This window comes from Paenibacillus catalpae, assembly GCF_900112695.1.
In the GTDB taxonomy this organism is placed as follows: domain Bacteria; phylum Bacillota; class Bacilli; order Paenibacillales; family Paenibacillaceae; genus Pristimantibacillus; species Pristimantibacillus catalpae.
In genome coordinates, this window is record NZ_FOMT01000004.1 from 50,200 (window position 1) to 73,939 (window position 23,740).

The 23,740-nt window shown below is 50.4% G+C and carries 23 protein-coding genes; 7 read left to right on the forward strand and 16 right to left on the reverse strand.

Annotation, left to right across the window (positions count from 1 at the left end; translation table 11 throughout):
• Positions 1-215 precede the first annotated feature (215 nt).
• The gene (locus tag BM200_RS18030) at positions 216-560 is read right to left on the reverse strand and encodes a DUF1801 domain-containing protein (protein WP_091188030.1); all 345 of its coding nucleotides are present in this window, start codon (positions 558-560) and stop codon (positions 216-218) included.
• 138 nt (positions 561-698) lie between these two features.
• Here BM200_RS18030 and BM200_RS18035 point away from each other — a divergent pair, with 138 nt between their 5' ends.
• A complete protein-coding gene (locus BM200_RS18035; RefSeq protein ID WP_091188032.1) occupies positions 699-1,307 on the forward strand; it encodes a transglutaminase-like domain-containing protein in 609 nt (202 codons plus the stop codon).
• 74 nt (positions 1,308-1,381) lie between these two features.
• Here BM200_RS18035 and bshB2 read toward each other — a convergent pair whose 3' ends face one another.
• From bshB2 to BM200_RS18050, 3 genes are all read right to left on the reverse strand, one after another.
• Positions 1,382-2,044: a bacillithiol biosynthesis deacetylase BshB2 gene (gene bshB2, locus BM200_RS18040; RefSeq protein WP_091188035.1), complete on the reverse strand. Its 663-nt coding sequence runs from the start codon at positions 2,042-2,044 to the stop codon at positions 1,382-1,384.
• Positions 2,045-2,074: 30 nt separating this feature from the next.
• On the reverse strand, positions 2,075-2,419 hold the full coding sequence (locus BM200_RS18045; protein ID WP_091188645.1) for a YojF family protein: 345 nt from the start codon (positions 2,417-2,419) through the stop codon (positions 2,075-2,077).
• An 84-nt stretch (positions 2,420-2,503) separates the two neighbouring features.
• Complete coding sequence (locus tag BM200_RS18050; protein ID WP_091188037.1) at positions 2,504-3,058, reverse strand: GNAT family N-acetyltransferase; 555 nt, start codon at positions 3,056-3,058, stop codon at positions 2,504-2,506.
• Positions 3,059-3,223: 165 nt separating this feature from the next.
• On the opposite strand from BM200_RS18050, the gene BM200_RS18055 reads away from it, so the two are divergent.
• Positions 3,224-4,042 carry a methyltransferase domain-containing protein gene (locus BM200_RS18055; RefSeq protein ID WP_091188039.1) on the forward strand — a complete coding sequence of 273 codons (819 nt, stop codon included), beginning with the start codon at positions 3,224-3,226 and terminating at the stop codon, positions 4,040-4,042.
• A gap of 61 nt (positions 4,043-4,103) precedes the next feature.
• On the opposite strand, the gene BM200_RS18060 is transcribed toward BM200_RS18055, so the two are convergent.
• Together BM200_RS18060 and BM200_RS18065 are read right to left on the reverse strand one after the other, a co-directional pair.
• Positions 4,104-4,805 (reverse strand): VOC family protein, encoded by a 702-nt coding sequence (locus BM200_RS18060; protein WP_139230804.1) that lies wholly within the window; start codon positions 4,803-4,805, stop codon positions 4,104-4,106.
• Between the two features lie 64 nt (positions 4,806-4,869).
• On the reverse strand, positions 4,870-6,957 hold the full coding sequence (locus tag BM200_RS18065) for a right-handed parallel beta-helix repeat-containing protein (protein ID WP_175532920.1): 2,088 nt from the start codon (positions 6,955-6,957) through the stop codon (positions 4,870-4,872).
• A gap of 207 nt (positions 6,958-7,164) precedes the next feature.
• Here BM200_RS18065 and BM200_RS18070 point away from each other — a divergent pair, with 207 nt between their 5' ends.
• The 4 genes from BM200_RS18070 (at position 7,165) to BM200_RS18085 (ending at position 13,374) form a co-directional block, all read left to right on the forward strand.
• The gene (locus tag BM200_RS18070) at positions 7,165-9,492 is read left to right on the forward strand and encodes a helix-turn-helix domain-containing protein (RefSeq protein WP_091188043.1); all 2,328 of its coding nucleotides are present in this window, start codon (positions 7,165-7,167) and stop codon (positions 9,490-9,492) included.
• Positions 9,493-9,664: 172 nt separating this feature from the next.
• A complete protein-coding gene (locus BM200_RS18075) occupies positions 9,665-10,663 on the forward strand; it encodes an ABC transporter permease subunit (RefSeq protein ID WP_245773080.1) in 999 nt (332 codons plus the stop codon).
• Positions 10,664-10,682: 19 nt separating this feature from the next.
• Positions 10,683-11,561 carry a carbohydrate ABC transporter permease gene (locus BM200_RS18080; protein WP_091188046.1) on the forward strand — a complete coding sequence of 293 codons (879 nt, stop codon included), beginning with the start codon at positions 10,683-10,685 and terminating at the stop codon, positions 11,559-11,561.
• A gap of 250 nt (positions 11,562-11,811) precedes the next feature.
• Positions 11,812-13,374, forward strand: a complete 1,563-nt coding sequence (locus BM200_RS18085; RefSeq protein WP_091188048.1) for an ABC transporter substrate-binding protein — start codon at positions 11,812-11,814, stop codon at positions 13,372-13,374.
• Positions 13,375-13,445: 71 nt separating this feature from the next.
• Here the strand turns inward: BM200_RS18085 and BM200_RS18090 are convergent, their stop codons facing one another.
• The 4 genes from BM200_RS18090 to BM200_RS18105 form a co-directional block, all read right to left on the reverse strand.
• On the reverse strand, positions 13,446-13,967 hold the full coding sequence (locus BM200_RS18090; protein ID WP_091188049.1) for an ankyrin repeat domain-containing protein: 522 nt from the start codon (positions 13,965-13,967) through the stop codon (positions 13,446-13,448).
• Positions 13,968-14,081: 114 nt separating this feature from the next.
• Positions 14,082-14,399, reverse strand: coding sequence for a thioredoxin family protein (locus BM200_RS18095; protein ID WP_091188051.1), 318 nt, complete (start codon positions 14,397-14,399; stop codon positions 14,082-14,084).
• A 2-nt stretch (positions 14,400-14,401) separates the two neighbouring features.
• The gene (locus BM200_RS18100; RefSeq protein WP_091188052.1) at positions 14,402-14,767 is read right to left on the reverse strand and encodes a MerR family transcriptional regulator; all 366 of its coding nucleotides are present in this window, start codon (positions 14,765-14,767) and stop codon (positions 14,402-14,404) included.
• A 117-nt stretch (positions 14,768-14,884) separates the two neighbouring features.
• Positions 14,885-15,685 (reverse strand): AraC family transcriptional regulator, encoded by an 801-nt coding sequence (locus BM200_RS18105; RefSeq protein WP_091188054.1) that lies wholly within the window; start codon positions 15,683-15,685, stop codon positions 14,885-14,887.
• A gap of 116 nt (positions 15,686-15,801) precedes the next feature.
• On the opposite strand from BM200_RS18105, the gene BM200_RS18110 reads away from it, so the two are divergent.
• Positions 15,802-17,019, forward strand: a complete 1,218-nt coding sequence (locus BM200_RS18110) for an MFS transporter (RefSeq protein ID WP_091188056.1) — start codon at positions 15,802-15,804, stop codon at positions 17,017-17,019.
• 162 nt (positions 17,020-17,181) lie between these two features.
• Here the strand turns inward: BM200_RS18110 and BM200_RS18115 are convergent, their stop codons facing one another.
• The 6 genes from BM200_RS18115 to BM200_RS18140 all read right to left on the reverse strand — a co-directional run bounded on the left by BM200_RS18115 (position 17,182) and on the right by BM200_RS18140 (position 23,710).
• A complete protein-coding gene (locus BM200_RS18115; RefSeq protein ID WP_091188058.1) occupies positions 17,182-18,174 on the reverse strand; it encodes a LysM peptidoglycan-binding domain-containing protein in 993 nt (330 codons plus the stop codon).
• 231 nt (positions 18,175-18,405) lie between these two features.
• Complete coding sequence (locus BM200_RS18120) at positions 18,406-18,663, reverse strand: hypothetical protein (protein WP_091188059.1); 258 nt, start codon at positions 18,661-18,663, stop codon at positions 18,406-18,408.
• 3 nt (positions 18,664-18,666) lie between these two features.
• Positions 18,667-19,899, reverse strand: a complete 1,233-nt coding sequence (locus BM200_RS18125; protein WP_091188061.1) for a Ger(x)C family spore germination protein — start codon at positions 19,897-19,899, stop codon at positions 18,667-18,669.
• Positions 19,896-21,002: a GerAB/ArcD/ProY family transporter gene (locus tag BM200_RS18130; protein ID WP_091188063.1), complete on the reverse strand. Its 1,107-nt coding sequence runs from the start codon at positions 21,000-21,002 to the stop codon at positions 19,896-19,898. Before BM200_RS18130 ends, BM200_RS18125 begins: the two co-directional genes overlap by 4 nt.
• A gap of 4 nt (positions 21,003-21,006) precedes the next feature.
• Positions 21,007-22,587, reverse strand: coding sequence for a spore germination protein (locus tag BM200_RS18135; RefSeq protein WP_091188065.1), 1,581 nt, complete (start codon positions 22,585-22,587; stop codon positions 21,007-21,009).
• Positions 22,577-23,710 carry a GerAB/ArcD/ProY family transporter gene (locus BM200_RS18140; protein WP_091188066.1) on the reverse strand — a complete coding sequence of 378 codons (1,134 nt, stop codon included), beginning with the start codon at positions 23,708-23,710 and terminating at the stop codon, positions 22,577-22,579. The genes BM200_RS18135 and BM200_RS18140 overlap by 11 nt, the downstream gene beginning before the upstream one ends.
• Between the last annotated feature and the right edge of the window lie 30 nt (positions 23,711-23,740).

Sequence of the window (23,740 nt, forward strand, 5' to 3'; positions counted from 1 at the left end):
AAGAGACTTAATTATAACGTTATAAAGTTAAGATACATGGGAAACGGGAAGAGGTCAACAAACATTATAATGTTTGTTGACCTCTTCTTTGTTGACGATGCTATTTTATAATACCATTTTCCTTCAACGGTCCAATGATCTTCTCCGCAAAACGCTGCCCTTCCACTAAAAGAGAGCGGGGTAAACCCACTCTCCAGGGATACGATTCTACTCTCCTACAGCGTTGACGAAGCTTGCTTCAGCAGACTGGCAAGCAGATCATAATCTACGGCTTGTCCCGATTTGATTTTGATCGTCTTCCGTTCAGGCGGCCCTTCGAACTGCCCTTCCGGAAATTGAACGTCCGCAGCGTTAAAAATAACAAAGCTGACGGCATCCTTCGCCGTGGAGATCACCGCAGCATACTTGCCGTTTTTCAAGAAATGAGGCTTCTTGTACTGAATTCTCTCCTCGATACCCGGCACGTTCTCATGCACCAAAGTACGGAGCTTGTTCGTCAGTTCAATTTGCCACGTCTGTACTAATGCCTCGATATAAGCCGTAACCTCTTGCTGTTTCATTCGATTCTCTCCCTTCGCCTAGTTCTATCATTCACTATACCATTTTGTCCAAATAATAGAAGACATAGAGACGATTGTATAAATATTAATATTATCGCATAATTATAGATATTACACTCGATCAGGAGGAACCTTAATATGCCTTTCCGTTGTGAATCACCGTTATTAGCAGACTATTTAGCCGATTCAGAAATCATTGATTACCGTCATCCTTCTATTCTGGAGCTGGCGGCAGAGTTGCAGCAGCAGTCAGCAGGCGAGACAGCCTTCGTTCGGTCTGCCTTCGAATATGTGCGCGACCGCATCTCCCATTCCTGGGATATTCAAAGCTCGCATATTACTTGCCGGGCATCCGAGGTTCTTCTATACCGGGAAGGCATCTGTTATGCCAAATCGAATCTGCTCTGTGCGATTCTGCGGAGCCAAGGCATACCGGCAGGCTACTGCTACCAGCGCCTTACACTTGGCGACACGCCCGATACCGGTTATTGCATCCATGCGCTGAACGCGGTGTATCTGCAGGAGATCAGCGGGTGGGTAAGAGTAGATGCACGCGGCAACAAACCGGGCATTGACGCTCAATTCTCCCTTGATAAAGAAAAGCTGGCTTTTCCCATTCGTGAAGAATATGACGAAATCGACTATCCTGTCATTTATGCGGCACCTCATCCGAGTACCATTCAAGTCCTGCAACAGAATACTGACTGCAGACAAATGTATCTGCACGGTCTGCCTGCGGAGATATAACGGACGGACATAGATAAAAAAAGCGGAACACCTCACTTGGCAGTGAGATGTTCCGCCTTGTTCTTGTTAAGCATTTAGTTCCACTTCTCAAACTTATACGTCCAGAACCGTTCCGTGCCGAACCGTTCCCTAAGCTCCTTGTCGGTATGATCCTTGTCTCCGAAAATTTCGGAAGCGTGAAACTGGGAGCGGTGGGCCCTGATTGAAGCCATCTTGTTCTTCAAATAATCCCGCACGTCAAACGAGATATCCGGCTTGCCGATAAACTGCTCGTGATTTCGGGAGAATGCCGAGCAATAAACGGGCGGACGTTCTTCCTCGGGCAGCCTACCCACCGTCCGAACAACGGCTTCGCCGGTTGCGTCATGGTCCGGATGAACGCTGTAGCCCGGATAAAACGTAAAGATAACGTCAGGCTTCACTTCTTCAATTAGAGCATGAATATGTTCATCGAGGAACACCTTGTCCTCGAACTCAATTGTTTTGTCATGGAAGCCAAGCATTCGAAGATCCTGGATGCCTATCGCCGCGCTGGATTCTTCAAGCTCGCCCCGACGGATTTGCGGCAGCGTTACCCGGCTTGCGAACGGCGGGAAACCCATGTTCCGGGCCATCTCCCCAAGCGTCAAGCAGGCGTAAGTGACATGAGCACCTTGATCGATCAGCTGCGCAAGCGTGCCCGACATCGTAAATGCTTCATCATCCGGATGTGGTAGAACAACTAATATACGGTCCATATGGTCCTTCTCCTTTCAGAAAACATTTGTTTAGAACGGTTCCCGGCTCAGCTGCAGCGAGACAACCAGCTTGCCCTGCTGGTCATGCCCGGCGAGAATCAGCCGTTCGGGTTCGTTTTCTTCATAGTGGGTTAAGCCTTCGGAATACACCCAGCCCTGCTGCATTTTCAGTCCGACACGGAAAGGGCCGTTTCCGGAAATCAAACCATTCGTGTATTGAATAACGGCGTTTGTTATAAAAGTAGCGGCCGGATGCTTGGAGGCATCATTATGAGCCGCGTAAGCTCCTGTCGTCATCTCAAGATGAATATACACATCTTGATCTTTCAAGCTTTCCAGGCGTCTTTGAACTTCCGCCGGATGGATTGGTTGCATCATCTTGGATTCTCCTTTGCCCTATAACGAATTCATGAATTGAGAAGATTGTATAGTAAGTCAATCGGAATAGCAAGATTAAGATTAGCGTTCCGATACCTTCTTCTCATACAGATTAAACTCACCAACCGGATTAGAGGCCATTCCTTTAAACGCATAGCCGCAGCTGTTTAGGTAGAAATCATTCAGCTTCGGATTATTGGCAATGCAGTCAAGCCGAATGCGGTCTTTGCCCGGGAAATGAATACCCGTGCTCGCCCAGGAGACGATTGCCTCGCCAAGATTTGTCCCCGCTGCCGCACGGTTAATATTAAGTCTGTGCAGGTAGACGGAGCTCTCGTGCCCTTCCTCGCCCCACAGCTCCCTGTCCCATGGACTTGCTTGCTGCATCAGCATAACCATGCCAAGCAAGGTATCCTCCTGTACGAAGAGATATACCTCTCCCCGCTTGATCGCCTCCGGCGTCTGATGGGAGTCTTCCCCGTGCAGCAGGGCGTTCCATTGAGCAGAACCTTTGCTTTCCAGCCATTTCGCCGTATTGACGAGCAGCTGCAGCACCGCTGCCGTATCCTCTTCTCTAGCTTGGAATACTTTTATATGATTCTGGATGATCCCGATTGGTTCTGCTTGTGTATACATAAGATATCCTCCTGCTATAACCAAAGATACCTCCAGTATACTCCTTTCGGTCAAACCTCTACAAATTTCAACTGCCGGTTGAGTCTGATGAAAAATCAATCCGCGCGTTATTGTTCCGCTCGGGCAACTCCAATAGAATGTGTAGTAATAAAGGAGTGAGCGAACATGAAGGAGAAATTAGCGCGGAATATTGCGATTTACCGAAAAGAAAGAGGGCTGACGCAGGAGGAGCTGGCGACAAGGCTCGGCATCTCGTTTCAGGCCGTATCCAAATGGGAGAACGCTTTAACGATGCCGGAACTCTCGCTGCTGCCTGAATTATGCCGCGCTCTTAGGGTAAGTATCGACAAGCTGCTCGGATATGCCTCCCAGGATAAGCCGATTACGATCTATGAGGAAGAATATAAAACAGAGAATTATTATTGGGGAACGGAGCCTAACAACGGCGTGTACGAGGTGCTGCGGCAGATGCCCCCGACCAGACGGCTGAAGCTGCTGGACATTGGCTGCGGAGAAGGCAGAGATGCGGTATTTTTTGCACGGAATGGTTATGAAGTAACGGGGATTGACGTATCGGATGCGGGAATCGAGAAGACCAAGAGGCTCGCCGGTCAGGTCGGCGTTCATGTGAATGTGATCAAAGCGGATGTGCTTGATTTCCGGCTGGACTCGGCGTACGACATTATCTACTCCAGCGGGGTGCTGCATTATATCAAGCCGGAGTTCCGCCAGGAGATCTTCGCGAACTACAAGCAGTTCACTAACCCGGGCGGAATCCATGTGCTGAATGTATTTGTGAACAAGCCGTTTATCGCTCCGCCGCCGGAAAAGGAGCCTCATGCCTACAAATGGCATTCGGGCGAGCTGCTGTCGCACTACCATGACTGGCTGATCAAGGACAGCGCGGAGATCGTATTCGACTGCAACTCCAGCGGCATCCCCCACCAGCATGCGATGAGTGCGATAATAGCGCGGAAGGTTTAACGTTTGGGCAAGAAAAATAACCGCGCAGGACCATTAAGGTTCTGCGCGGTTTTTATGTGTGTTACTCTACATTCAAGATATCTTCATACTTTTGAGAGATTTGAGTCCAGTCAGCGTCCTCCTTGCCGTACTGCTCAAACAGATCCGAAAGCTTGTTATTCAGCTCTTCATCCAGAGCCTGATGCTGCTGCAGTTCCATGTCCAGCGCGACCAGTAATATTTTCGCCAGGTCCAGATCACTTACTTGAAGCTGGCTAAGGTCTTTCGGGAAAAACTTCGCCCGCATCAGGGATGCGGAATGACTGTCTTCCTTCGAATACAGAAGGTCATAAAGTATTTCGAAATTTTTGGCATGCTCGGTATTCTCAATTGTTCTTAAGAATACTGTCTGGGTGTCTGACTTCGAATGAGGCGACCCCACGAACAGCGTGTTTCCTCCGGCGTCGGTCAGAACAAACCGTCTGTCATCCGCCAGATCCTTCACCTTGGATATGCGGGGAATTCCGCTGCGCGGGATTTTACCGGTCTTCTCCTTGATCGATGACGTGAAGCTGGCATAGAGCTGATCGACATGATCCGTCTGGACATAGCACATATTCGGATTCTCGGCAGGCAGCGTTTTTTTACTGCCATAGAAGTGAAGCTCCACATCGCCGTATTTCAGTACCGCATATGGATTGGGACGGGTATACGTTTGCACGGTTTGAAAGCCCAGCATCTCATAGAAGGCAACCTGCTCCTTAATCGAAGGACACGGTAACATCGGGATAATCCTCTTCAGACCATTCAGCTCCTTAGGCATCATTTAAGTAGTAATTGATTATACCTCAATAGGACTCCTTTGGTTTCATTCTTGGCCCAAATTGAGAGAAATCGATGTCCTGCCAGCCCAGCCGGTAGGCGGGAGAGGTTGGCTGAAGGCGGTAATCTCCTGCCGCTTCATTCACAAACCCGGCAGGAGCAATGATCGTCTCTGCATCAAATTTCCCGTCCATCCATGCTCGCCAGGAATCCCAGGCATACACTTTGCCCCAGACTTTGCTTACTCCAGTTGACGGGAACGGCAGCTCGCCTGTTACCCTTGGGGACTCGCCGCCGCGCCAGTACAAATTGCGGCCGGCCGATGCCAGCCGCTCCGCGCTCCAATTCACATGAGCGTACATGTATCCGGAATGGGATACGATGTTCGAGCTGATTACAATATCCCGGTTGAACTCGCCGACCATCTCCTGCGTACCAAAGGCGCATTCCGATTCGTTATTTGCGATTAAGTTGTTCATTATCCGGTTGCCGATTCCTTTCGAGAAAATCGCCATCCACAGCTTGCCTTCTCCGGTCTGGTACAAATGATCAATCACGTTATGGGTAACCTCTACATCATCGGTTGCATCGTCGAGATAAATGCCAAACCCGAAGGAAAAATGAATGCCGCTATGATGCAGCCGGTTGTTATGAATCACATTTCCCCTCCCAATCCCCCAAGACTCGATCATTCCGCCGTCTTGACTGTCCGTCATTACATTCGACAGATCATTAAAACAAATCCGGTTGTTGCGGGTGTAGAGGAATGCATAATGGTTCTCCCAGGTGACTTCCGTCTCCCAGAGTACAGACGGCATTAGTTGATAACGCAGCCCTTTCATGGAAATACCGTAACGGGGCATATTTGCTATTTTGTTATGGGCAATCTCGTTATCCCCGCTCTGATACAGCACAATGCCGCTGCCATGCCCAACAAGCTCGCCGCCGCCTGTAATGACATTATCGGTTATGCGATGACCTTTATTCTGGTAAGGAGCGGTGTTATCCCGAAAATCCCCCTCACCCGGCGCATAGCCGGAAGCATAAATACCGGTATGTCCTAACCGCTCAATTCGGTTGCGAAGCAGCCTCGCTCCTTCTGCACAACGGTCGAGATATACTCCGCAAGTGCCGGAATTGCGAAGGATGCAATCCGAAATTTCTATTCCTTGAGCATTGCGCATATAGATGATGCCGCTTCGGTTCTCATCCGGTTCGGCATTGTCCATGCCGGGCTCTTCCCGCATCATGCGGAAATCCTCTACGAAATCCGTGCAGACAAACGATAACCCCGAGAATGTCAGGCCAGATACTCTCTCCGCTTCGCTATCCCCTTCTATATGAAGAATCCGGCCGATCAATGGCGCAACTACCCGCTCATTCAGCGGCGACCCGCTTCGCGGACGGTAATACAGTACGCCTGCCGGCTCATCCAGGTGGAACTGGCCAGGCTCCTGCAGGAAGGCTAGCGAGCCCTGCAAGTAATAGCGGGATTCCTCCCCGATCTCCCAGCAGCTAGGCCGTTTGAACATAATCCGGCGCTCATTGACCATAACTCCGGCAACCGGAATCGTCTCCGCGAACCAATTCGCCTCTCCTCCGCCCGGCCAGACATAGATCTGCAGGCCGTCCGCATCAGCAAGCAAACCGTCCGGGAATTCTCCCTCCCCGTAACGGAGGCCTGCTCGTCCGTCTTCCTCCAGCAGAAGAGAGTGATAGTAACCGGAGGCCGGCATTCTCGCTTTCGGAACACGTTCCCCATCCGTATATAAAGTATGGAATTTAACGCCGTTCGGCACCTGCGCCGTCCAGAGTCCATCCCCTGCGTCCTCCCATTTTGTCAGAACCATCCCGCCGACAAACTCGGCTGTTTCACCAGCAGCATTCCGGTAGATGACCGGGCAGTGTTCTCCAGCGGCATCGCCGCTGCCGAAGCGAAGCGGTTCATCAAGCGTATAGGTCCCCCCTCCGACAATAACGGCAATTCCACCCGACGCTCCATGATGGATTAAGGAACGGACAGCTGCTTGTGCTTCCTGAATGCTCCGAAACGGCTCCTCTCTGCTTCCGTTGCCATGCTCATTGCCCGACGCGCTTACATAGATTTCAAGCATGATCTTCACCGCCTTATCCTTGTGGTTTGACTTCACACTGCCATATCCCGAGCCGGACTGTAAACTGCACAAAATGCTAAAAGGTATACGATACGAGTATATCTCCTTCATAAGGTGATTCCGTCTAAAATAACCCTTGCACAACGGTTTGGTAGCGTTTACAACTATACATATAGACCTCATGCTTGATAAAGGAGCAGGATACTCATGAAAGCATATGGCTACTTTACTTCCAAAAAATATTTCAAGCGCGTGTTATTCTCCATTATGCTGACGATGGCCCTGATCCTCACCGGCCTGTCAGCGGCAAATACCTATCTGCTGGAGAGGTCGGTCAAGCATGTTCAGGAGGATGCGAACCTGAAGGTTCTGACCCAGACCCAATACAACCTCTCTTATATGAATGAAATAATCGTTCACCTGTCCACGTTCGCGTTTCGCGACAATGCCCTGATTCCGCTGATGTTCAGCAACAACTTGCCCAAAATGGACTATATCCGCGGCTATCGACAAATGTACAATATGCTGGAGAGCTCCTCTTTTCTTCATTCGATGGCTGTTTATAATGCTTCGACCAAAGAGCTTTACGGCTCCTCCAGTGATTTTCTGGTGGATGGCGGCACGACGAAAAGCAGCATCCTTGATTGGCTGCTGCATACTTCCGGCGGCTCCCTGCCGGCCTCCAGACTTATCCCGTTCAGCTTCAGTCAATCCAACGGCATTGACGCCTTTGCCTTTATCGTAACCGATACGTATGGTCCGTTTACTCCGGAGCAATCAGCCGTCATCTTGTTCATCAAGCCCGACTGGGTATTCGACAGTCTCAGCAAGCTTAACGGCGTAAGCAGCGGGAACAGCGGCGAAATTCTAATTAGAACCTCGGGCGGCCAGTTGTTTGACAGCGGACATTCCGAAGAATCGCTTCCTCTGGATCAGGAGGCTATCGGCAAGCTCGTTGATCCCGATCATACGGCAGCCATACAGCAAAGCGACTCCGGCTTTGTGATCGGCAATTCCGGCGGGCAGAAGGTTATGATTACTTACCTCCATGGGATCGGAGACTGGACGATTCTGTACATTCAGCCTTACAAGGAGATTATGCAGGCCGTCTCGGATATGCGGACAAGGAATTTCGCGCTGACCGGGGCCTTTATCCTTCTCTCCATCGGGGCTTCCATCTGGCTGAGCTACAAGCTCTACGGTCCGATCGAATCGATGCTGAAGCGGATATTGCCGCATATGCGAACCGCTGCCCCGGATTCACGCAAACGGAATGAATTAGACGCCATGGGCGATCTCTATGAGCAGCTCTCCGGACAGCTCCAGGAGATCAGCTCGGAGCAGATCGTGCGCAAGTACTATACCCGCAAGTTTCTGACCGACAACCGGAGCCTCTCTGAACTGGATATGCGTCAGTTGATTACGAAGCATGAGCTGCAGCTTGCTCCAAGCGGGCCGTATACCGTATGCACCCTTCGATTCGACCGGTACGATGAATATGACCGCCGAACATCGCCGGCGATGAAGAAGCTTCACAGCTTTGCGGTAACTAATATTACGAAGGAAGTGCTGTCACGGACATTCTGCTGCGAGATGATTGACATGCAGGAGGATCACTTTACGTTGATCTTGTCCGGGAAGGAAGCACCGCTTGATCCGGCGGCTATCAAGCCTTCTATCGCCGATGTCCAGAAGGTTCTGGAACGCTATTACGATATTTCCCTCACATGCGGGATCGGTGAAGCTGCTTCCCTGCTTACCCAGCTGTCCGCAAGCTATTACCAGTCCCACCAGCTTAGCCAGTACAGTATTCTCATGGGTTACAAAGCGATTATAGAATTACAGGATATACGTACAAACCTCGAGAACAAACAAAAATCACTGCCTGATGATATAGAGAAGAAGCTGTCGGAGGCGCTCAAGAAAGGGAAGCTGACCGATGCCGGCAGCGAGCTTGAACGGGCTTTCACCATATTAACGAATCTGCAGCTGGAGGATATGAGAAGAGCAATCGCCGACATGGCATGGATCATCAAGAACGCCGCAGCCGACATTACGAGCAACCGGATCACCCATCTGTCCGTTGATATTGAACGTATTCCTCATCTTCCGCAGGATTACTATACACTCGACGAGCTGCACATGGCCTTCCTATCCCTATGCACGGCCATATGCGAAGAAGCAAAGCCTTCCAGCATGGAGCGCAATGAGATGATTATCGAGACCGTCAAGGAACTGATCTGGCAAAAGTACAGTGATTACAATCTAAGCCAGCAGTCCATCGCCTCAACCGTCAAATTAAGCTCCGCTTATGTCGGCAAGCTGTTTAAGGACAGCTGCGGAATCACGATTACCGAATATCTTAATGATGTTCGGTTGCGCCGGGCACAGGAGCTGCTGCTCAAAGAAGACAGCACAATTGCCGAAATCATGGAGAAGGTCGGCTACGGCAACCAAAGCTACTTTTTCCGCTTATTCAAAAGCAAGTTCGGCAGCACGCCGAAGGAGTTCCGCATTAAGAAATCTATCTCCTGAAGCTCAGCCGCCTGTTTCCTTACAAGGAAGCAGGCGGCTTTTTTGACGCTGCAAGCAGGATTAAGCAGTAATTCGCAATTAGTACACCCCGCTTCTACAGTTATTCGAGGAATGAACTCTACCCCGCGCCATCCGGCTCATGGCATGCTGGACTCATCAAAGATTGGAGGAGATGCACTTGTCTAACATTCCGCCTGCCGGTCTTCCTAGCAGCCAAGAGCAGCCAGCAGCACCTGCACCCGTTAAACGCAAAAGCTGGCTTGCCAAAGAGCTCTGGCATATCCGGCGCAACCGCGAACTGATTCTGCTAGCCCTCCCGGGGGTCTTATTCAAACTGGTCATAGCCTATTTGCCCATGGTCGGGCTGATCCTGGCCTTCAAATACTTCCGGTATGACCAAGGGATATTCGGCAGCAAGTGGGTAGGCCTTGCTAACTTCGAATTTCTGTTCAAAGCGCAGGATGCCTTCCGTATTATCCGCAACACTCTGCTGTACAACATTTCGTACATTTTTCTTACGATGGCGGTATCCCTCTTGCTTGCCCTGCTGCTTAATGAGCTGACAAGCAAGCTGATTAAGGTGTACCAGACGACCTTGTTCCTGCCTTATTTCATCTCCATGGTACTGGTCGGTTACATCGGCAACGCATTTCTCGATTTCGAGAACGGGTATCTGAACACAATCTTCACTTTCTTCGGCTTGAACACGCATAACTGGTACCTGGAGACGACACCGTGGATCTTTATCCTGCCGCTTGTTGCTCTATGGAAAGGCGTCGGCTTCTCTACTCTCGTCTACTTCGCCGGCATTACGGGAATTAGTACGGATTATTATGAAGCCGCCCGGTTAGACGGGGCCTCACGCGTGCAGATGATGACCCGGATAACACTGCCGCTGCTCAAGCCGCTCGTTATTATTTTGTTTATCTTAGGTCTCGGCAATATTTTCAGAGGGGATTTCGGGCTGCATTACTTCGTTCCGAATAACGTGGGACCTAACTTTCCGACAACGGACATTATCGACACCTACGTCTACCGTGCTTTAACAAAGCTCGGAGACATTAACTCCGCCGCTGCCGTCGGATTCCTGCAGTCCGTCGTTGGACTCGTGACCGTCGTAACCGCTAACCTGATCGTCCGCCGCATTGACAAAGACAATGCGCTTTTCTGACCGAGGAGGCCGCCCGAACATGAAAATCAAAGTCGCTGATACCGTAATTAATTTGTATTTCATTATTATTTGTCTGCTCATTGCTATGCCTTTTGTTCTTGTCATCTCCATCTCTCTTAGTTCGGAAGACAGTCTGCATCAGTTCGGCTATCAGTTTCTGCCCAAGGAATGGAGCCTGGAAGCTTACCGCATTGTATTCGAGAAACCGGAGCCTCTTATTAGAGGATATGGCGTTACGATTGCCATTACCGTCATTGGTACCGTATTATCGCTCTTTATGACCGCATTAATGGCTTATCCGATTTCGCGCAGCGATTTCCGCTATCAGCGGCCGCTAACGTTTTATGTCTTCTTCACGATGCTGTTCAACGGCGGGCTTATTCCGTTCTACATTCTGATGACCCAATATCTGCATCTGAAAAATTCATTGGCCGCTCTTATCATTCCTGCCGTGATGAGTCCGTTCAACATTATGATTATGAAGGGCTTCCTCGACAAAATATCCAGGGAGATCATCGAGTCCGCGAAGGTGGACGGCGCCAAAGAGTACCGAATCTTCTTTACGATTATACTGCCGCTTTCCACGCCTGCCCTTGCGACGCTCGGATTGTTTATCTCGTTCGGATACTGGAATGAATGGTTCAACGCTCTTCTCTTCATTGACAACGATAAATACGTTCCGCTTCAGCTGCTGCTTGTACGGATTCTATCGCAGGCCGAATTTCTCGCAAACTCGCCGATGGCCGAAGCAGCAGATAAGCTCAAATTCGCGCAATTCCCGACGCTGACCGTTCGGATGGCGATGGCAATTGTTGCAAGCGGACCGATGCTGGTGATCTTCCCCTTTTTCCAAAAGTATTTCGTAAAAGGGTTAACGGTCGGTTCTTTGAAAGGCTAACTAATCCGGCTGTTTGTGTGACCATTCTTTAAGTCTAGGCTTACGAAGTAAGAATCGTCACGAACAGCCTACTCCGGGTGATTGTGTGACCATTCTTTTTAGGTCCATGCTTACGAAGTAAGAATCGCAACGAACAGCGTGTTGCAATTCTTTTTAGGAGGTGATTCCGCTCTTTTGCACGGCTTTAGCAGGACTGCTTCACGAAGTGTAGTAATACTAAATCAGGAACAATAATTGGAGGGTTCAGTTCATGGTGAACAACAAAAAGAACAGAATGATCGCCAAGCTGCTGTCTATCGCCTTAGTATTTGTCATTCTCGCTGCTTGTTCCAGCAATAACGGCAATAATAATCCAACCCCGGCTCCTACTACAGAGCCTAGCGCTGCTGCAAGCGATAAGCCTGCCGAATCCACCGAGCCGGCGCTCGAGCCCGTCAAGCTTACGTTCCTCTATCCGGTTTCAGCCAACCCTGGCCCAGACCAGAAGCTCGTGAATGATGAAATCAACAAATATTTGCAGGATAAAATCAACGCGACTGTCGAGCTGAAGCCTCTTACCTTCGACGAATACGAGCCTAAGCTGAATGCGATGCTCGCCGCCAATGAGAACTTTGATATTGCCTGGAGCTCCAAGGGCTGGCTCGGCAACTATCAGCCTTATATCGACCGCGGTGCTTACCACGAAATTACGGACGATATGATCGCCAAGTATGCGCCTGAGGCACGGGCGAACATCCCGGATAAATTCTGGCCGGATATGCTTGCGGCAGACGGCAAAGTATACGGCTTCCCGATCTATCAGGTCGCAGCCAAGCAGAAGAGCTTGATTATCCAGAAACGTTTCATCGACAAATACAACCTGGATGTATCCACGATCCACAGCTATAGCGATATTGAGCCATTCCTGAAGAAGTTGAAAGACAATGAACCGGATGTGGTTCCGCTTGGCCTGGCGCAAAACTCCAGAGGCATGTATATCGATTCGACAGTTGCAGGCACTGACGGTTCTCCTGTTTACTACAAGAAGGATGATCCGGCTTATACACTCTCGACTTTCCTGAATACAGCCAATGACCGTCTTCCTTACTACCAAAAGCTCCATGAATGGTACGAAAAAGGTTATATTAATCAGGATGCGCCTGTCCTCCAAAACATTAACGATCTGAAAGCGAAAGGCAACGTCGCGGTATCGATCGAATTCACTTCGAAGCCGGGCGGCGAGATTGGCGAAAAAGCAATTAACGGCGGCAATGACGTCGTATACGTTCCAATCTCCGAAAGCTATTTCACAGGTATCGCAAGCGCGATGCATGTCATCAACAAAAATTCGAAAAATCCGGAACGCGCTCTTATGCTTATCAACCTGCTCAATTCGGATAAATACTTGTACAATCTGATTTGTAACGGCATTGAAGGCAAGCATTACAAGAAGGTGGATGAGTTCTACATCGAGCCAATCGAAGGATCCGGCTATGCGCCTAACGGCGACTGGGTATTCGGCAACCAGTTTAATGCCTTCTTGAAACCGGGTCAGGCAGCGGATACGTGGCAGAAGACAATTGAGCTTAACGATAACGCCGTTGTACTTGCAAGCAGCGGATTTACGGTCAATGAGGAGAACTTTAAAGCGGAGGTCGCCAACATTAATGCGGTGAAAAATGAATACGAAACCGCGCTCGAGACTGGCGCCGTTGATCCGAACAAAGTGCTTCCGGAATACTTGGCTAAGCTGAAATCGTCCGGCATGGAGAAGGTAGACGCTGAAGTAGCGAAGCAATGGGAAGCGTTCTTGACGCAAAAAGGTTTGAAATAACGGGAAAGGCAGTTCCTTGGCCGATGGCTTAAGGGACTGCCTTTTCTTAGGGCCTGAGGGGGCAGTTGGAGTTAAGCCGAAGCTCCGTACTCCCGAAGAAGGCTCGCAACGTTCTCATTTCCCTGCTGTATGGCAAGAGACAAGGGCGTGTCCCCGCCGTCCGCTGCGGAATGAACGTCCGCTCCATGCTCCATCAAGAGTTGGATCATCTCCAGATTATCATCATGGAAAGCAGCCGAGTGAAGACAAGTATGGCCGTTGCTGTCCAGTATCGTGGTGTCTGCCCCATGCGCGAGCAGCAGCTTAATGACTTCAAGACTCCGCTCGCCGGCAATCGCAGCGTGCAGAGCCGTGTTCGAAGGAATGAATGAGACTCTGGAATGAGAGACCGCATTCACGTCTGCGCCAAGCTCCAGCATTTCGCGCACCACTTCTGCGTGGCCAAAGTGCGCCGCATAGCCAAGCGGCGTAAGTCCGTCTTGATTTTCTGTATTGGCAAGCTGCGGATGTGCGGAGATCATCTCCTTCACTTTAGCGGCATCGCCGCTCTGGGCGGCTTGAAACAAGTCGCTTATGTACTCCTGTAACGCCATTCTGATAACCTCCGTTTTGGAAGATATTGAGCACTCATGATGTTCTCTCAGAGCGGTCCCGTTTCCTGCCTCTAAAATAAAAATGCCGGCCACAGTTGTTGTGGCCGGCATTTTTTACACATACCTTGCAATAGCCTGCTGATAGACTTCTTTCGGGCGGAGACCGATATATTTATCGACCGGCTCGCCGTTATGGAACACAATGACGGTCGGCATCGACATCACGCCAAACTCGGAGGCAATCTCCGGCGATTCATCGCAGTCTACCTGAAGGATCGAGACACGCTCGCCTTCCTCCTGCTGCAGCTCATCCAGAATAGGCAGCAGCACCTTGCATGGCGGGCACCATTTGGCACCAAACTCGACTAATGCTGCTCCATTACTGCGGACAGCCTGATGGAAAGACGGTCCGTCTATTTTCCTCACGCTCATGTTCATTCCTCCGTTTCCTTCTGTTCTTCCAGAATCGACTGAATGCGGTCCTCAAGATTGCGTTTAATGCTGCTTAGCAGATGGATTTGCTCCTCGATCTCCTCCAGCTTCCGGCGGTAGACGGGGAGCACCTCCTTGCAGAACGCCTCTTTGTTCTTCAAGACGCAGTGCAGGAAACCGGCAATTTGCTCCGTCGACAGTCCAAGCTGAAGGTACAGCTGAATGGTCCGCACTTGCTCTTCGGCAAGCAGCGAATATTCCCGATAGCCGTTCTCCAGCCGGACGGGAGTCAGCAGTCCCTGCTCCTCGTAATAACGAAGCGACCGCAGACTAACTCCTGTACGGGTCGCAAGTTCACCAATCTTCATTCCTAACGCCTCCTGCATCGTCGATTCGAACCGATTATATACCCTCACATTAATGTGAAGGTCAAGTATGCAAAAACCCTTCCGTTTACCCAAAAGTGGCGGAAGGGTGGATGTCCATTATTGCTGGCGGTAAACCTGAGGGGTTACGCCGGTCATTTTGAGGAAAGCACGGTGAAATTGGCTGGTGCTCGAGAACCCTAGATCCACGCTGATCTGTCCGATTGTCGCATCCGTGCGGCGCAGCCTGTTCATAGCCTCCGTAATGCGCAGCTTCAGCAAATATTGATACGGCGTCGTACCGGTCGCTTCGCGGAAAGAACGGACAAAATGATAGCGGCTCTGCAGCGCGATCCCGGCAAGTTCGTCAATATTTATCGTGTCATCATAACAATCATGAAGATAGGCTAAGGCCCGACGGATATGAGGATCGCTAACGCCTGTCGGCAGCAGCTCCTTCCGGCCAAGCTTAAGCATGCCGCCCAAATAAGCGACAACATCCTGTTCAACCTCCTGCACGGCAATCGGATCGGCCAAAGCCTGCCCTTCAATAAGCGCCATCATCCACTGACGGAAACGGCCAACCATATCTCCGGCGTGAAATTCCTGCCGGATATCCTGTCCCTCTCCTGCCATAAATTGCGGCTGGATAGCTTCCATGCCTCCGGCTCCACGCTCGCGAACCTTCACAATAATAACGGAAGACTGCTCTCCCAGATAAAAATGATGCTCCGTCCCGGGCGGCTGAAGCAGTCCGTTCCCTTGCTTTAAGCCGTAGCTCCGCTCTTCCTGCGTAAAGTGGACCGTGCCTTTAATCGGAAGGGTAACCTGCATCCAGTCTTCATGCTTATGAGGAACGTTCTTGAAGCCATGGCTCCCTTGCCATAACTCGATCCAATCCGTTTCTACCTTCATCTCCATATGTCTTCACCTGCCATCATTATAGCAAAAGTTGCTCCATTTGCAGCACTTTTCGCAACGACCGGCTTCCGCATCCCCCGCTATACTGAAAAAAAATCAATAGGGGGATCCGCTCCATGAATCAAACCGCCGCTTTACAGGCACAGCGCAATCCGGCTATCTGGATGCTGTTTGGCGTCAGCTTCGCTCATCTGCTTAATGACGCGATGCAGACCGCTGTGCCGTCTGCTTTTCCGCTCTTTCAATCTACGATGCATCTGAGCTTTACCAAAATCGGCTGGGTTGCCTTTATGCTTAACATTACCGCTTCCCTGCTTCAGCCGTTTATCGGATATATTTCCGACCGCAGGCCGATGCCGATCCTGCTTCCGCTTGGCATGCTCTTCTCGCTCGCCGGGGTGATTGGCTTCGCTTATGCGGACAGCTTCTGGATGCTGCTTGTGTCAGCAGCTCTGATCGGGGTAGGCTCATCCGTCCTGCATCCGGAATCTTCCCGGGTAGCCCGGATGGCGGCCTCCAGCGGGAAAGGCATGGCGCAATCCGTCTTCCAGGTTGGCGGCAATACCGGCCAGGCACTAGCGCCGCTTCTTGTTGCTTTCGTATTAATGCCGCATGGCCAGCAGGGCTTCCTGTGGTTTACGAGCTTTGCTGTTGTCGGCATCTTTATTCAGTTGATTATCAGCCGCTGGTATGCCGGTCAGCTGGCCGCTGCCGCGTCTATCAAAAAGGCTGCTACTCGGATGCTCGATCAGCAATCTCCGCATTCTTCCCTCTTCATAGCGGGAACGATGCTGCTCCTGATCGTTCTGCTGTTCTCCAAATTTGTCTATATTGCGGGAATGACCGGTTATTATTCGTTCTACTTTATCGACCATTACGGTCTGTCCTTCTCCCGTGCGCAAATCTGCTTGTTTGCTTTGCAATTCGCCGGCATGGTGGGGACGCTTCTTGGCGGACCACTCGCCGATAAGTTTGGCCGCAAGACGATGATCTGGATCTCGATCGCCGGAACAGCGCCATTCTCGCTGCTGCTCCCTTATGCAAGCCCCGGCGTTGCGCTTATTCTGTGCTGCGCGATTGGCCTGATCCTCATGTCCGGCTTCTCCGTCATCATCGTCTATGCGCAGGAGCTTCTGCCCCGGCATATCGGCACGGTATCCGGCTTGTTCTTCGGACTGGCGTTTGGCATGGGCGGGCTTGGCTCCGTGCTGCTCGGGTGGCTCACGGATGTGAAGGATGTCGCCTTTACGATCGAGCTGTGCTCCTTCCTTCCGCTGCTTGGACTTTGCGCCTTCCTGCTGCCGAAGGACTCGAAGCTTATGCGGTTAGCTTAAAAGTAAACGTTAAAAGGTAATCTACGAATCGATCCTGCAGCTGCCTCTTTGGATCCACTCCGATTGGTTTGAAGATATGGAGGAAGAATTCATCCGCCAGTATATCAAATATGATTTGAACGCTTAACATAAACAAAGAGGGGCAGCTGCCCCTCTTTGTTCTTATTTGTGTATCTTCACCTTCGTACCGTTTGGCACCATATCGTACAACCACTCTACATCCTCGTTCAGCATCCGGATGCAGCCGGTGCTGGCATTCGTTCCGATCGAAGAGGGAGCATTTGTCCCGTGAATGCCATACTTCGTCCCTTGGGTATTCGGAACGCTTAACCCGAGCCAGCGGCTGCCCAGCGGATTTTTCGGATCGCCGCCGGGAATTCCTTTGGCGGAGTACCAGGGGTTCTCAATCTTGGTCATAATCTCAAAGCTGCCGGTCGGCGTTAACCCCGGTTTCTTACCACTGGCAATATCGAAAGTCTTCTTGACCGTTTCGCCGGATTTCACATAAAGCTTGTTGCGAGTAATATCGATATCGATGGAGAGCTTGGCTGAAACGGCGGCAGAGACGGCCGCGGTGGAAGATGCCACCATATAATACGGATTTGGAATCTGCAGCTGTTGACCGGCCTGGATCAGACTGGAGGCTGTGCCGACCCCGTTCGTCTGAGCTACCGCCTTCTGATAGTCCTGCGCTTTGAAATACCGGGCAGACAAGCTGTACATTGTGTCTCCCTTAACGACATGATGTCTTCCTTCACCTGAGCGAAGCGGAATACGAAGCGTCATGCCGATTTTCAGCTCGGTATTAGGATCGGAGATCCCGTTGTAAGTCATAAGTACATTCATATAGTTACTGCGGTTGAAATAACGTTTGGTAATCGCAAACAGGGTATCTCCTTGCTGAACCTCATAGTAATCCATAACAAGCGGATTTTTTAACTTGAGTACAGCCCCGGCTTTCAAGCCCGTTTTTGAGTTCAAGCCATTCGCCTTCGCTACTTGCTCATAATTGCCGGTCAGATAATATTTCTTCGAGATACTAAACAACGTATCCCCCGGCTGGACGGCGTATGAAATAGTCATACCAGATGCTTTGAGCGCCTCTGCGCTTGAGCTTCCGGGATAGCTCACCAATGCCATCATAACCATAATCATACAAAGGACCCACTTTGATTGCCTGCTCAACGATGATCACACCTTCTGTAGGAGTAAATGCGGCTCATCAGTTTCGCTGTCTTTCGTCAGGAATCCTTCTTGTTCGGCAGCCAAACTTAACAATTGGTGCATTCGTAGGGGAAACGCAAAAAAGAAACCCGCTTGCGCGGGTTCTTACAGAACTATCATTTACCGAATTACCTATCTTGCAAAAGGATTAAAGACCTATCTCTAATCCAGTCCCCAGCCGACCATACCTTCCATCATTTGTCTTATAGGCTCCACGCCCATGTTAATAATGGCTACCGTTGTTCCCACTGCTGCAGCTGGCCAATCCAGCACAAGTCCTACCGCTATAAAAGTGCTCCAGGTCAGCAGGCCGGCATACATGATCAAATCCTTGTACCACTTCTTCCGGATTAACGGTTTGCCGCCAATGATGAGCAACGCAACATAAAGCAGCAGGATGATAAGGGCAATGTACGGCATCGGTTATTTCCCCTCCTTGTCCATCAAGTATTGGAATGATTTATTACTTAATCCCATCCGGGCCATCCGGAATTTGACCTTTGGCTCAAGAGCAGCCTCCTTGAAAACCTCATCCCAATTCTTGCTCCATTCCTTCCACTGCTTCGGATATTTCCGGTGCGTCTTCTCTGCCGCTCCAAAAACATCCGCTTTCATCTCCTGACCCTTCGCCCACGCTTCCTGCAGCAAGTTGCTAACCTGTTTTTGTCCTCCCTGCTCAAGCGACTGAATGACACCCGGCTTATACAGGTCCTGCGCGCAGTTCGATTCCATTAAAGTCCCGGTAACATCAACATCCGCCGTGAAGACGAGCTGTCCGTTCTGGAGTTTAGGTATGACCTTCGTTGAAGACTTCAAAACATGAATGGTATTGTAGCCTTTCTTTCCTTTATCATCCTCACAGGGAACGACGACATAGGATTGCTGTACGCTATCTCGCAAATAGGACGCGCCCAGCGATTCCTTGCGGTTCATCCAGCCAATCATTTTGTCATCCTTCAGGACAGCCAGACGCCCCAGCTTGAGCTTGGACGGAATAGAAGTGCTGCCGAACGATTCCAGGGAGGAGGTATCCTCCGTGCCGGATACAAAAATCTCCGGAACCACCGCACTCTTGGCATCCCCGATCACTTCCATGGCCAGCTGATAAACCGGAATATTCGGCAGAATGGACGTGTTTTTCATCTCGGATAAAATAATTTCCTTCATCCCCGCACCCGAGATCGCCTGCAGCTGCATGAATTGTTCCAGAACCCTCCGCGCGGTGCCTGGCGTCGCAAGCACGCTTACGGTCTCCCGGGTACTCGAATTACGGAAATAGACGTCAATCAGCTCGTTAACTCCGCGCTGCATAGCCTTTTCACCGATAACTACGACCCGGTTATGAGCGAAAAACAGCTTGCGGGGGCTTTCGGAATAGCTGTGCATAATGGCATCCCGAATGGTCTTGCCCTTCGTGGAGTACACAATAATGGGCGACTTCGGCCCCCCGCCCCCCGATCCTCCCGTTACCGAAGAGATTGCGGCAGGTATAAGGACCTGATAAGATACAATCCAGTTCTCGCCGTCCCAGTCCACGCCCGTTGCCGATGTAATGGCCACTTCGTTCAGCTCAATCCGGTTCCAACAGCCGGTTGTGGTCAGAGCCGCAAGCAGAAGAAGAACCGCGCATAACATTCTTTTTATTCGCAAACTCATGATCGTTGCGTCCCTCCTTGCTTCCGTCTCCCCCGTGTAAATAGAAGCCCTATAGCAATTAGAACAGGCAGTGCAATATTCATGATGAGCAGCACCGGCATATTAACCAGGGTCGCCATCAAACCGCTATTCATATTTCGCGGCCATTCGCCTGATGCGGTTGCGATAGCGAGAAGGCTTAATCCGATTACCGTATGGCGCTCGCTATGCAGACGAAGAGAATGGAATAGGCAATGAACCGACGCAAACAGAAACACGGATAATTTGATATACATGGTAAGGAACCAGACCGATACGGTGAATACTTCAATTCGCTCCAGAAATTCGCCAACCTCGACGATTGCCATGACGTTAACAAAGGCATAGGACATGAGGGGAACAAGCTGCTGCCCAAAAATGGTCAAGCCGAGCAAAATAACAAGCACAAGCTGGGAAGAGCTGAGGAGCGAGCCTATTAAGCCTGCGCGCAGCACGGATCCCGGCTTTTTCATATAAGGAGTCAATAAAAGCAAAATCGACACCTCGGACAGCCAGCCAATTGGCGGAAATGAGGCGATCGCCATTCTTACCGGACTTGTATCAAATACAGGAATTAACCTCTTGAAGTCAATGTCTGTGTAAAGGATAAAGACGGATACCGGAATAACGACCATAATCAAGAACAGCACCATGGAAGCAGAACGCGCGACTGCCTCTATGCCCTGCATGACCGTAAATGCCGCAACTAATACCATAATGCTCGTCAGCATAAAAAGCGGAGTTGCATCCAGAACGATATCTGACACAAAATTGGCAAATGACCGGAGAATGACGCAAAAAGAGTTGAAATAATAAATCCCCAACATCAAGCCAATTGTTAAGCCAATCGGTTTGCCAAAGAGGCTCTCCATCCAGGCAACAAAGAGCTGTCCGTTGTTAGCCTTGCCAATCATCGCTATTCCCAGAGCCATAACCAAACCGACTACTGCCGCAATGATGCCTGAAATCCAGGCGTCATGATGAGCGATACTGACCATGACGCTTGGCACCGCCAATACAATAGTAGGTGTAATAGTGCTCTGGACTAACGCAACTGTCTGCATGGTCGATATAGCAGGCTTCATGGCTCTAGGCTCCTTCCTGATCAGGGCTAGGCTTCTGCCCGGCACCTTCCCTTATCGCATTATTGTCGTTAGCAATTTTAACCGGGCGTTTACGCATCGCCCACCATGGCACGCGGACTAGAACATCTTTTAAATTTGAAGCAACAAACGGTGCAAAAGGCATCATATACGGCTTGCCGAAAGAACGCAGGCCGCACAAATGAGCGAGCAGAATCATAAGCCCTGACATAATGCCAAAAAGCCCGAAGGTACCTGCCAGGATCATTAAAATGAAGCGGATAAGCCGAGCGGCAATCCCCATATTGACAGCTGGTATAACAAAGCTCGCGATTGCCGTAAAGGATACGACAATAACCATAGCGGCCGATATAATCCCGGCTTGAACCGCTGCCTGTCCAAGCACGAGTGCTCCGACAATCGAAATCGCGGGTCCAATGATGCGCGGCATCCGGACCCCCGCTTCCCGTAAAATCTCAAAGGTAATCTCCATCAGAAACGCTTCCAGCAGTGCCGGAAACGGAATACCCTCTCGCTGTGCAGCTAGACTGATAAGCAGCGAGGTCGGCAGCATTTCCTGATGGAAGGTGGTGATAGCGATATACAATGACGGCAGCAGCATGGATATAAAGAAGGAGGTCATCCGAATGATCCGCAGGAAGGTCGCTATATCATAGCGCTGGTAATAATCCTCGCTGGATTGGAAGAACTTCACGAAGGTTACCGGAGCAACAAGCGCAAACGGTGTTCCTGACACCATAATGACAACCTGGCCTTCCAGCAGCGCGGCGCTGGCGGTATCCGGACGCTCTGTATTCTGGAGAAGCGGAAATGGCGTGAACGCTCGGTCCTGAATAAACTCTTCAATATAACCGCTTTCCAGCACGCCATCGATATCGATGGCATCCAGCCGCCGGTGAACCTCCTTGATGACTTCCGCCTCCGCGATTCCCTCCAGATAGACAACTGCAATATTGGTCCTCGTCTGACGCCCAATCATTTTATATTCAAAACGTAAATCAGGCGACTTGATAATCTTGCGGATAAGCGAGGTATTGGTACGCAAATTTTCGGTAAAGCCTTCCTTCGGCCCACGAATAACCGTCTGACTGCTTGGCTCCTCGACCGCCCGGGTTTTGCCACCGGTTGTATCCATCGCAATCGCCCGCAGGCTGCCCTCTACAATAAGGATGGAGCAGCCCTCCAGCATGGCATAGCATGCTTGCTCCACTGTTTCGATCTCGCTTAGCTTGCCGATCGCGATGGAGCGCTCGGTCAAATGGCGATGAAGAGTGGTATCTTCGCGCATTTCTGCATACTGGTTGGCATCATCCAGAAGGCCAAGCAGCATCGTGCTGATTACCCCTCCATCTACAATGCCGTCAATATACATTAGCGCGTAACGCGTATTGTCAAAAGAACGATGCTGAAGCGTGCGGCATACGATATCCTCGCCTCCGCCCAGGAAGCGATGCAGGCGCTCGATATTCATATCCAGATCCGGCAGCAGTACTTGCTCGGCTTGCTTTGCTTGTCCGGAAGAAGACGAGGTCTTCCCGGAACTTGTTGCATTCTTATCATTTGGCATGGTTGCTATCCTCGCTCGATGGCTGGCTTTGATGCTTGCTGCGCGACCTTACTCCTGACCGGAGAAGCATAACAATCAACAGTAATACCGGAATGTACATTTGAAAGATTGGAAAATGATATTTAATATTTTGCTCAAATCCGATGTTCACCTGGTGCATGTAGCTCTTGAACCAGAACGAACCAAAGAATATGCCGATCCCAACGGGAATAGCAGCAATGCGAAGCGAAATGCGAAACAAATAGGCAAGGGCGAGCGATGCGCCAAGGTAGTATGCCGTCAGCTTCACATACACAGCCGTGAAAAACAGCAGAGCTACAAACGGATCAAATCGCTCAAATACGTCCCCTATTGAAACATAGGTTGTCGCTTGAAGCAGAGGAACCGTACTCCATCCGGCTAATGAGCCAAGGCTCGCGACAATCACCACATTCATGACCGTAATAAATGCTCCTGCAAACAAGTAACTATTCAGTGTGACCTTCATTACCTGGCTGAAACTGCCTCTATCGATATACCGCCAGAACATAAGGAACAGCACCATTTCGCCAAACGGAAATGAAATAATTTCCGGAATAGCCGCATCCCAGACCGGCTTGAATCCTTTTTCCAGCATGGGAAGCAGCCTGCCCAGATCAATTGTCCCCGTGGCGATTAACAGAATGTAGATTAATGCATAGATCAACAGTAAAAACGGCAGCAAAATCTCTGCCATGCGGAAAAATACCCCCGGCCCGCCCATTACGGCATAACCGCCAATCAAACAGATGATAAACATAATGACAGACAGCGGCGTATCCGACAGAAGGAACATAATGGACAAGTCCGCGAATTCCCTGACATTACGGATACATTTGTAGCAAAAATAAATGACATAAATGAAGCCGAGGGCGAAGCCAATTACTCTGCCGAAATAAAGCTTGAATATTTCAATCAAATTCCGGTCAGGCTCTAGCCTCTGAATCTGCAGCGTGACGAGGCTGATTACCAAAAAACCGGCCAAAACCCCAACCCCAACCGACATCCACGCATCCCGTTCCGCCTTGCCGCCAAGCAAAAACAAAGAGGAGCTGCCAATTAAAAACAGAATGACCATTGAAGCAATCTGCCTCAGCGTCACCATGACTATCCCCTCCCCCTCACGTGATGTGCC

What these genes read in the sequence shown, in the direction of transcription:
- BM200_RS18030 (WP_091188030.1), bottom strand. Translation starts at nt 560, where the DNA reads ATGAAACAGCAAGAGGTTACGGCTTATATCGAGGCATTAGTACAGACG.
- BM200_RS18035 (WP_091188032.1), top strand. Translation starts at nt 699, where the DNA reads ATGCCTTTCCGTTGTGAATCACCGTTATTAGCAGACTATTTAGCCGAT.
- bshB2 (WP_091188035.1), bottom strand. Translation starts at nt 2,044, where the DNA reads ATGGACCGTATATTAGTTGTTCTACCACATCCGGATGATGAAGCATTT.
- BM200_RS18045 (WP_091188645.1), bottom strand. Translation starts at nt 2,419, where the DNA reads ATGCAACCAATCCATCCGGCGGAAGTTCAAAGACGCCTGGAAAGCTTG.
- BM200_RS18050 (WP_091188037.1), bottom strand. Translation starts at nt 3,058, where the DNA reads ATGTATACACAAGCAGAACCAATCGGGATCATCCAGAATCATATAAAA.
- BM200_RS18055 (WP_091188039.1), top strand. Translation starts at nt 3,224, where the DNA reads ATGAAGGAGAAATTAGCGCGGAATATTGCGATTTACCGAAAAGAAAGA.
- BM200_RS18060 (WP_139230804.1), bottom strand. Translation starts at nt 4,805, where the DNA reads ATGTTACCGTGTCCTTCGATTAAGGAGCAGGTTGCCTTCTATGAGATG.
- BM200_RS18065 (WP_175532920.1), bottom strand. Translation starts at nt 6,957, where the DNA reads ATGCTTGAAATCTATGTAAGCGCGTCGGGCAATGAGCATGGCAACGGA.
- BM200_RS18070 (WP_091188043.1), top strand. Translation starts at nt 7,165, where the DNA reads ATGAAAGCATATGGCTACTTTACTTCCAAAAAATATTTCAAGCGCGTG.
- BM200_RS18075 (WP_245773080.1), top strand. Translation starts at nt 9,665, where the DNA reads ATGCACTTGTCTAACATTCCGCCTGCCGGTCTTCCTAGCAGCCAAGAG.
- BM200_RS18080 (WP_091188046.1), top strand. Translation starts at nt 10,683, where the DNA reads ATGAAAATCAAAGTCGCTGATACCGTAATTAATTTGTATTTCATTATT.
- BM200_RS18085 (WP_091188048.1), top strand. Translation starts at nt 11,812, where the DNA reads ATGGTGAACAACAAAAAGAACAGAATGATCGCCAAGCTGCTGTCTATC.
- BM200_RS18090 (WP_091188049.1), bottom strand. Translation starts at nt 13,967, where the DNA reads ATGGCGTTACAGGAGTACATAAGCGACTTGTTTCAAGCCGCCCAGAGC.
- BM200_RS18095 (WP_091188051.1), bottom strand. Translation starts at nt 14,399, where the DNA reads ATGAGCGTGAGGAAAATAGACGGACCGTCTTTCCATCAGGCTGTCCGC.
- BM200_RS18100 (WP_091188052.1), bottom strand. Translation starts at nt 14,767, where the DNA reads ATGAAGATTGGTGAACTTGCGACCCGTACAGGAGTTAGTCTGCGGTCG.
- BM200_RS18105 (WP_091188054.1), bottom strand. Translation starts at nt 15,685, where the DNA reads ATGGAGATGAAGGTAGAAACGGATTGGATCGAGTTATGGCAAGGGAGC.
- BM200_RS18110 (WP_091188056.1), top strand. Translation starts at nt 15,802, where the DNA reads ATGAATCAAACCGCCGCTTTACAGGCACAGCGCAATCCGGCTATCTGG.
- BM200_RS18115 (WP_091188058.1), bottom strand. Translation starts at nt 18,174, where the DNA reads ATGATTATGGTTATGATGGCATTGGTGAGCTATCCCGGAAGCTCAAGC.
- BM200_RS18120 (WP_091188059.1), bottom strand. Translation starts at nt 18,663, where the DNA reads ATGCCGTACATTGCCCTTATCATCCTGCTGCTTTATGTTGCGTTGCTC.
- BM200_RS18125 (WP_091188061.1), bottom strand. Translation starts at nt 19,899, where the DNA reads ATGAGTTTGCGAATAAAAAGAATGTTATGCGCGGTTCTTCTTCTGCTT.
- BM200_RS18130 (WP_091188063.1), bottom strand. Translation starts at nt 21,002, where the DNA reads ATGAAGCCTGCTATATCGACCATGCAGACAGTTGCGTTAGTCCAGAGC.
- BM200_RS18135 (WP_091188065.1), bottom strand. Translation starts at nt 22,587, where the DNA reads ATGCCAAATGATAAGAATGCAACAAGTTCCGGGAAGACCTCGTCTTCT.
- BM200_RS18140 (WP_091188066.1), bottom strand. Translation starts at nt 23,710, where the DNA reads ATGGTGACGCTGAGGCAGATTGCTTCAATGGTCATTCTGTTTTTAATT.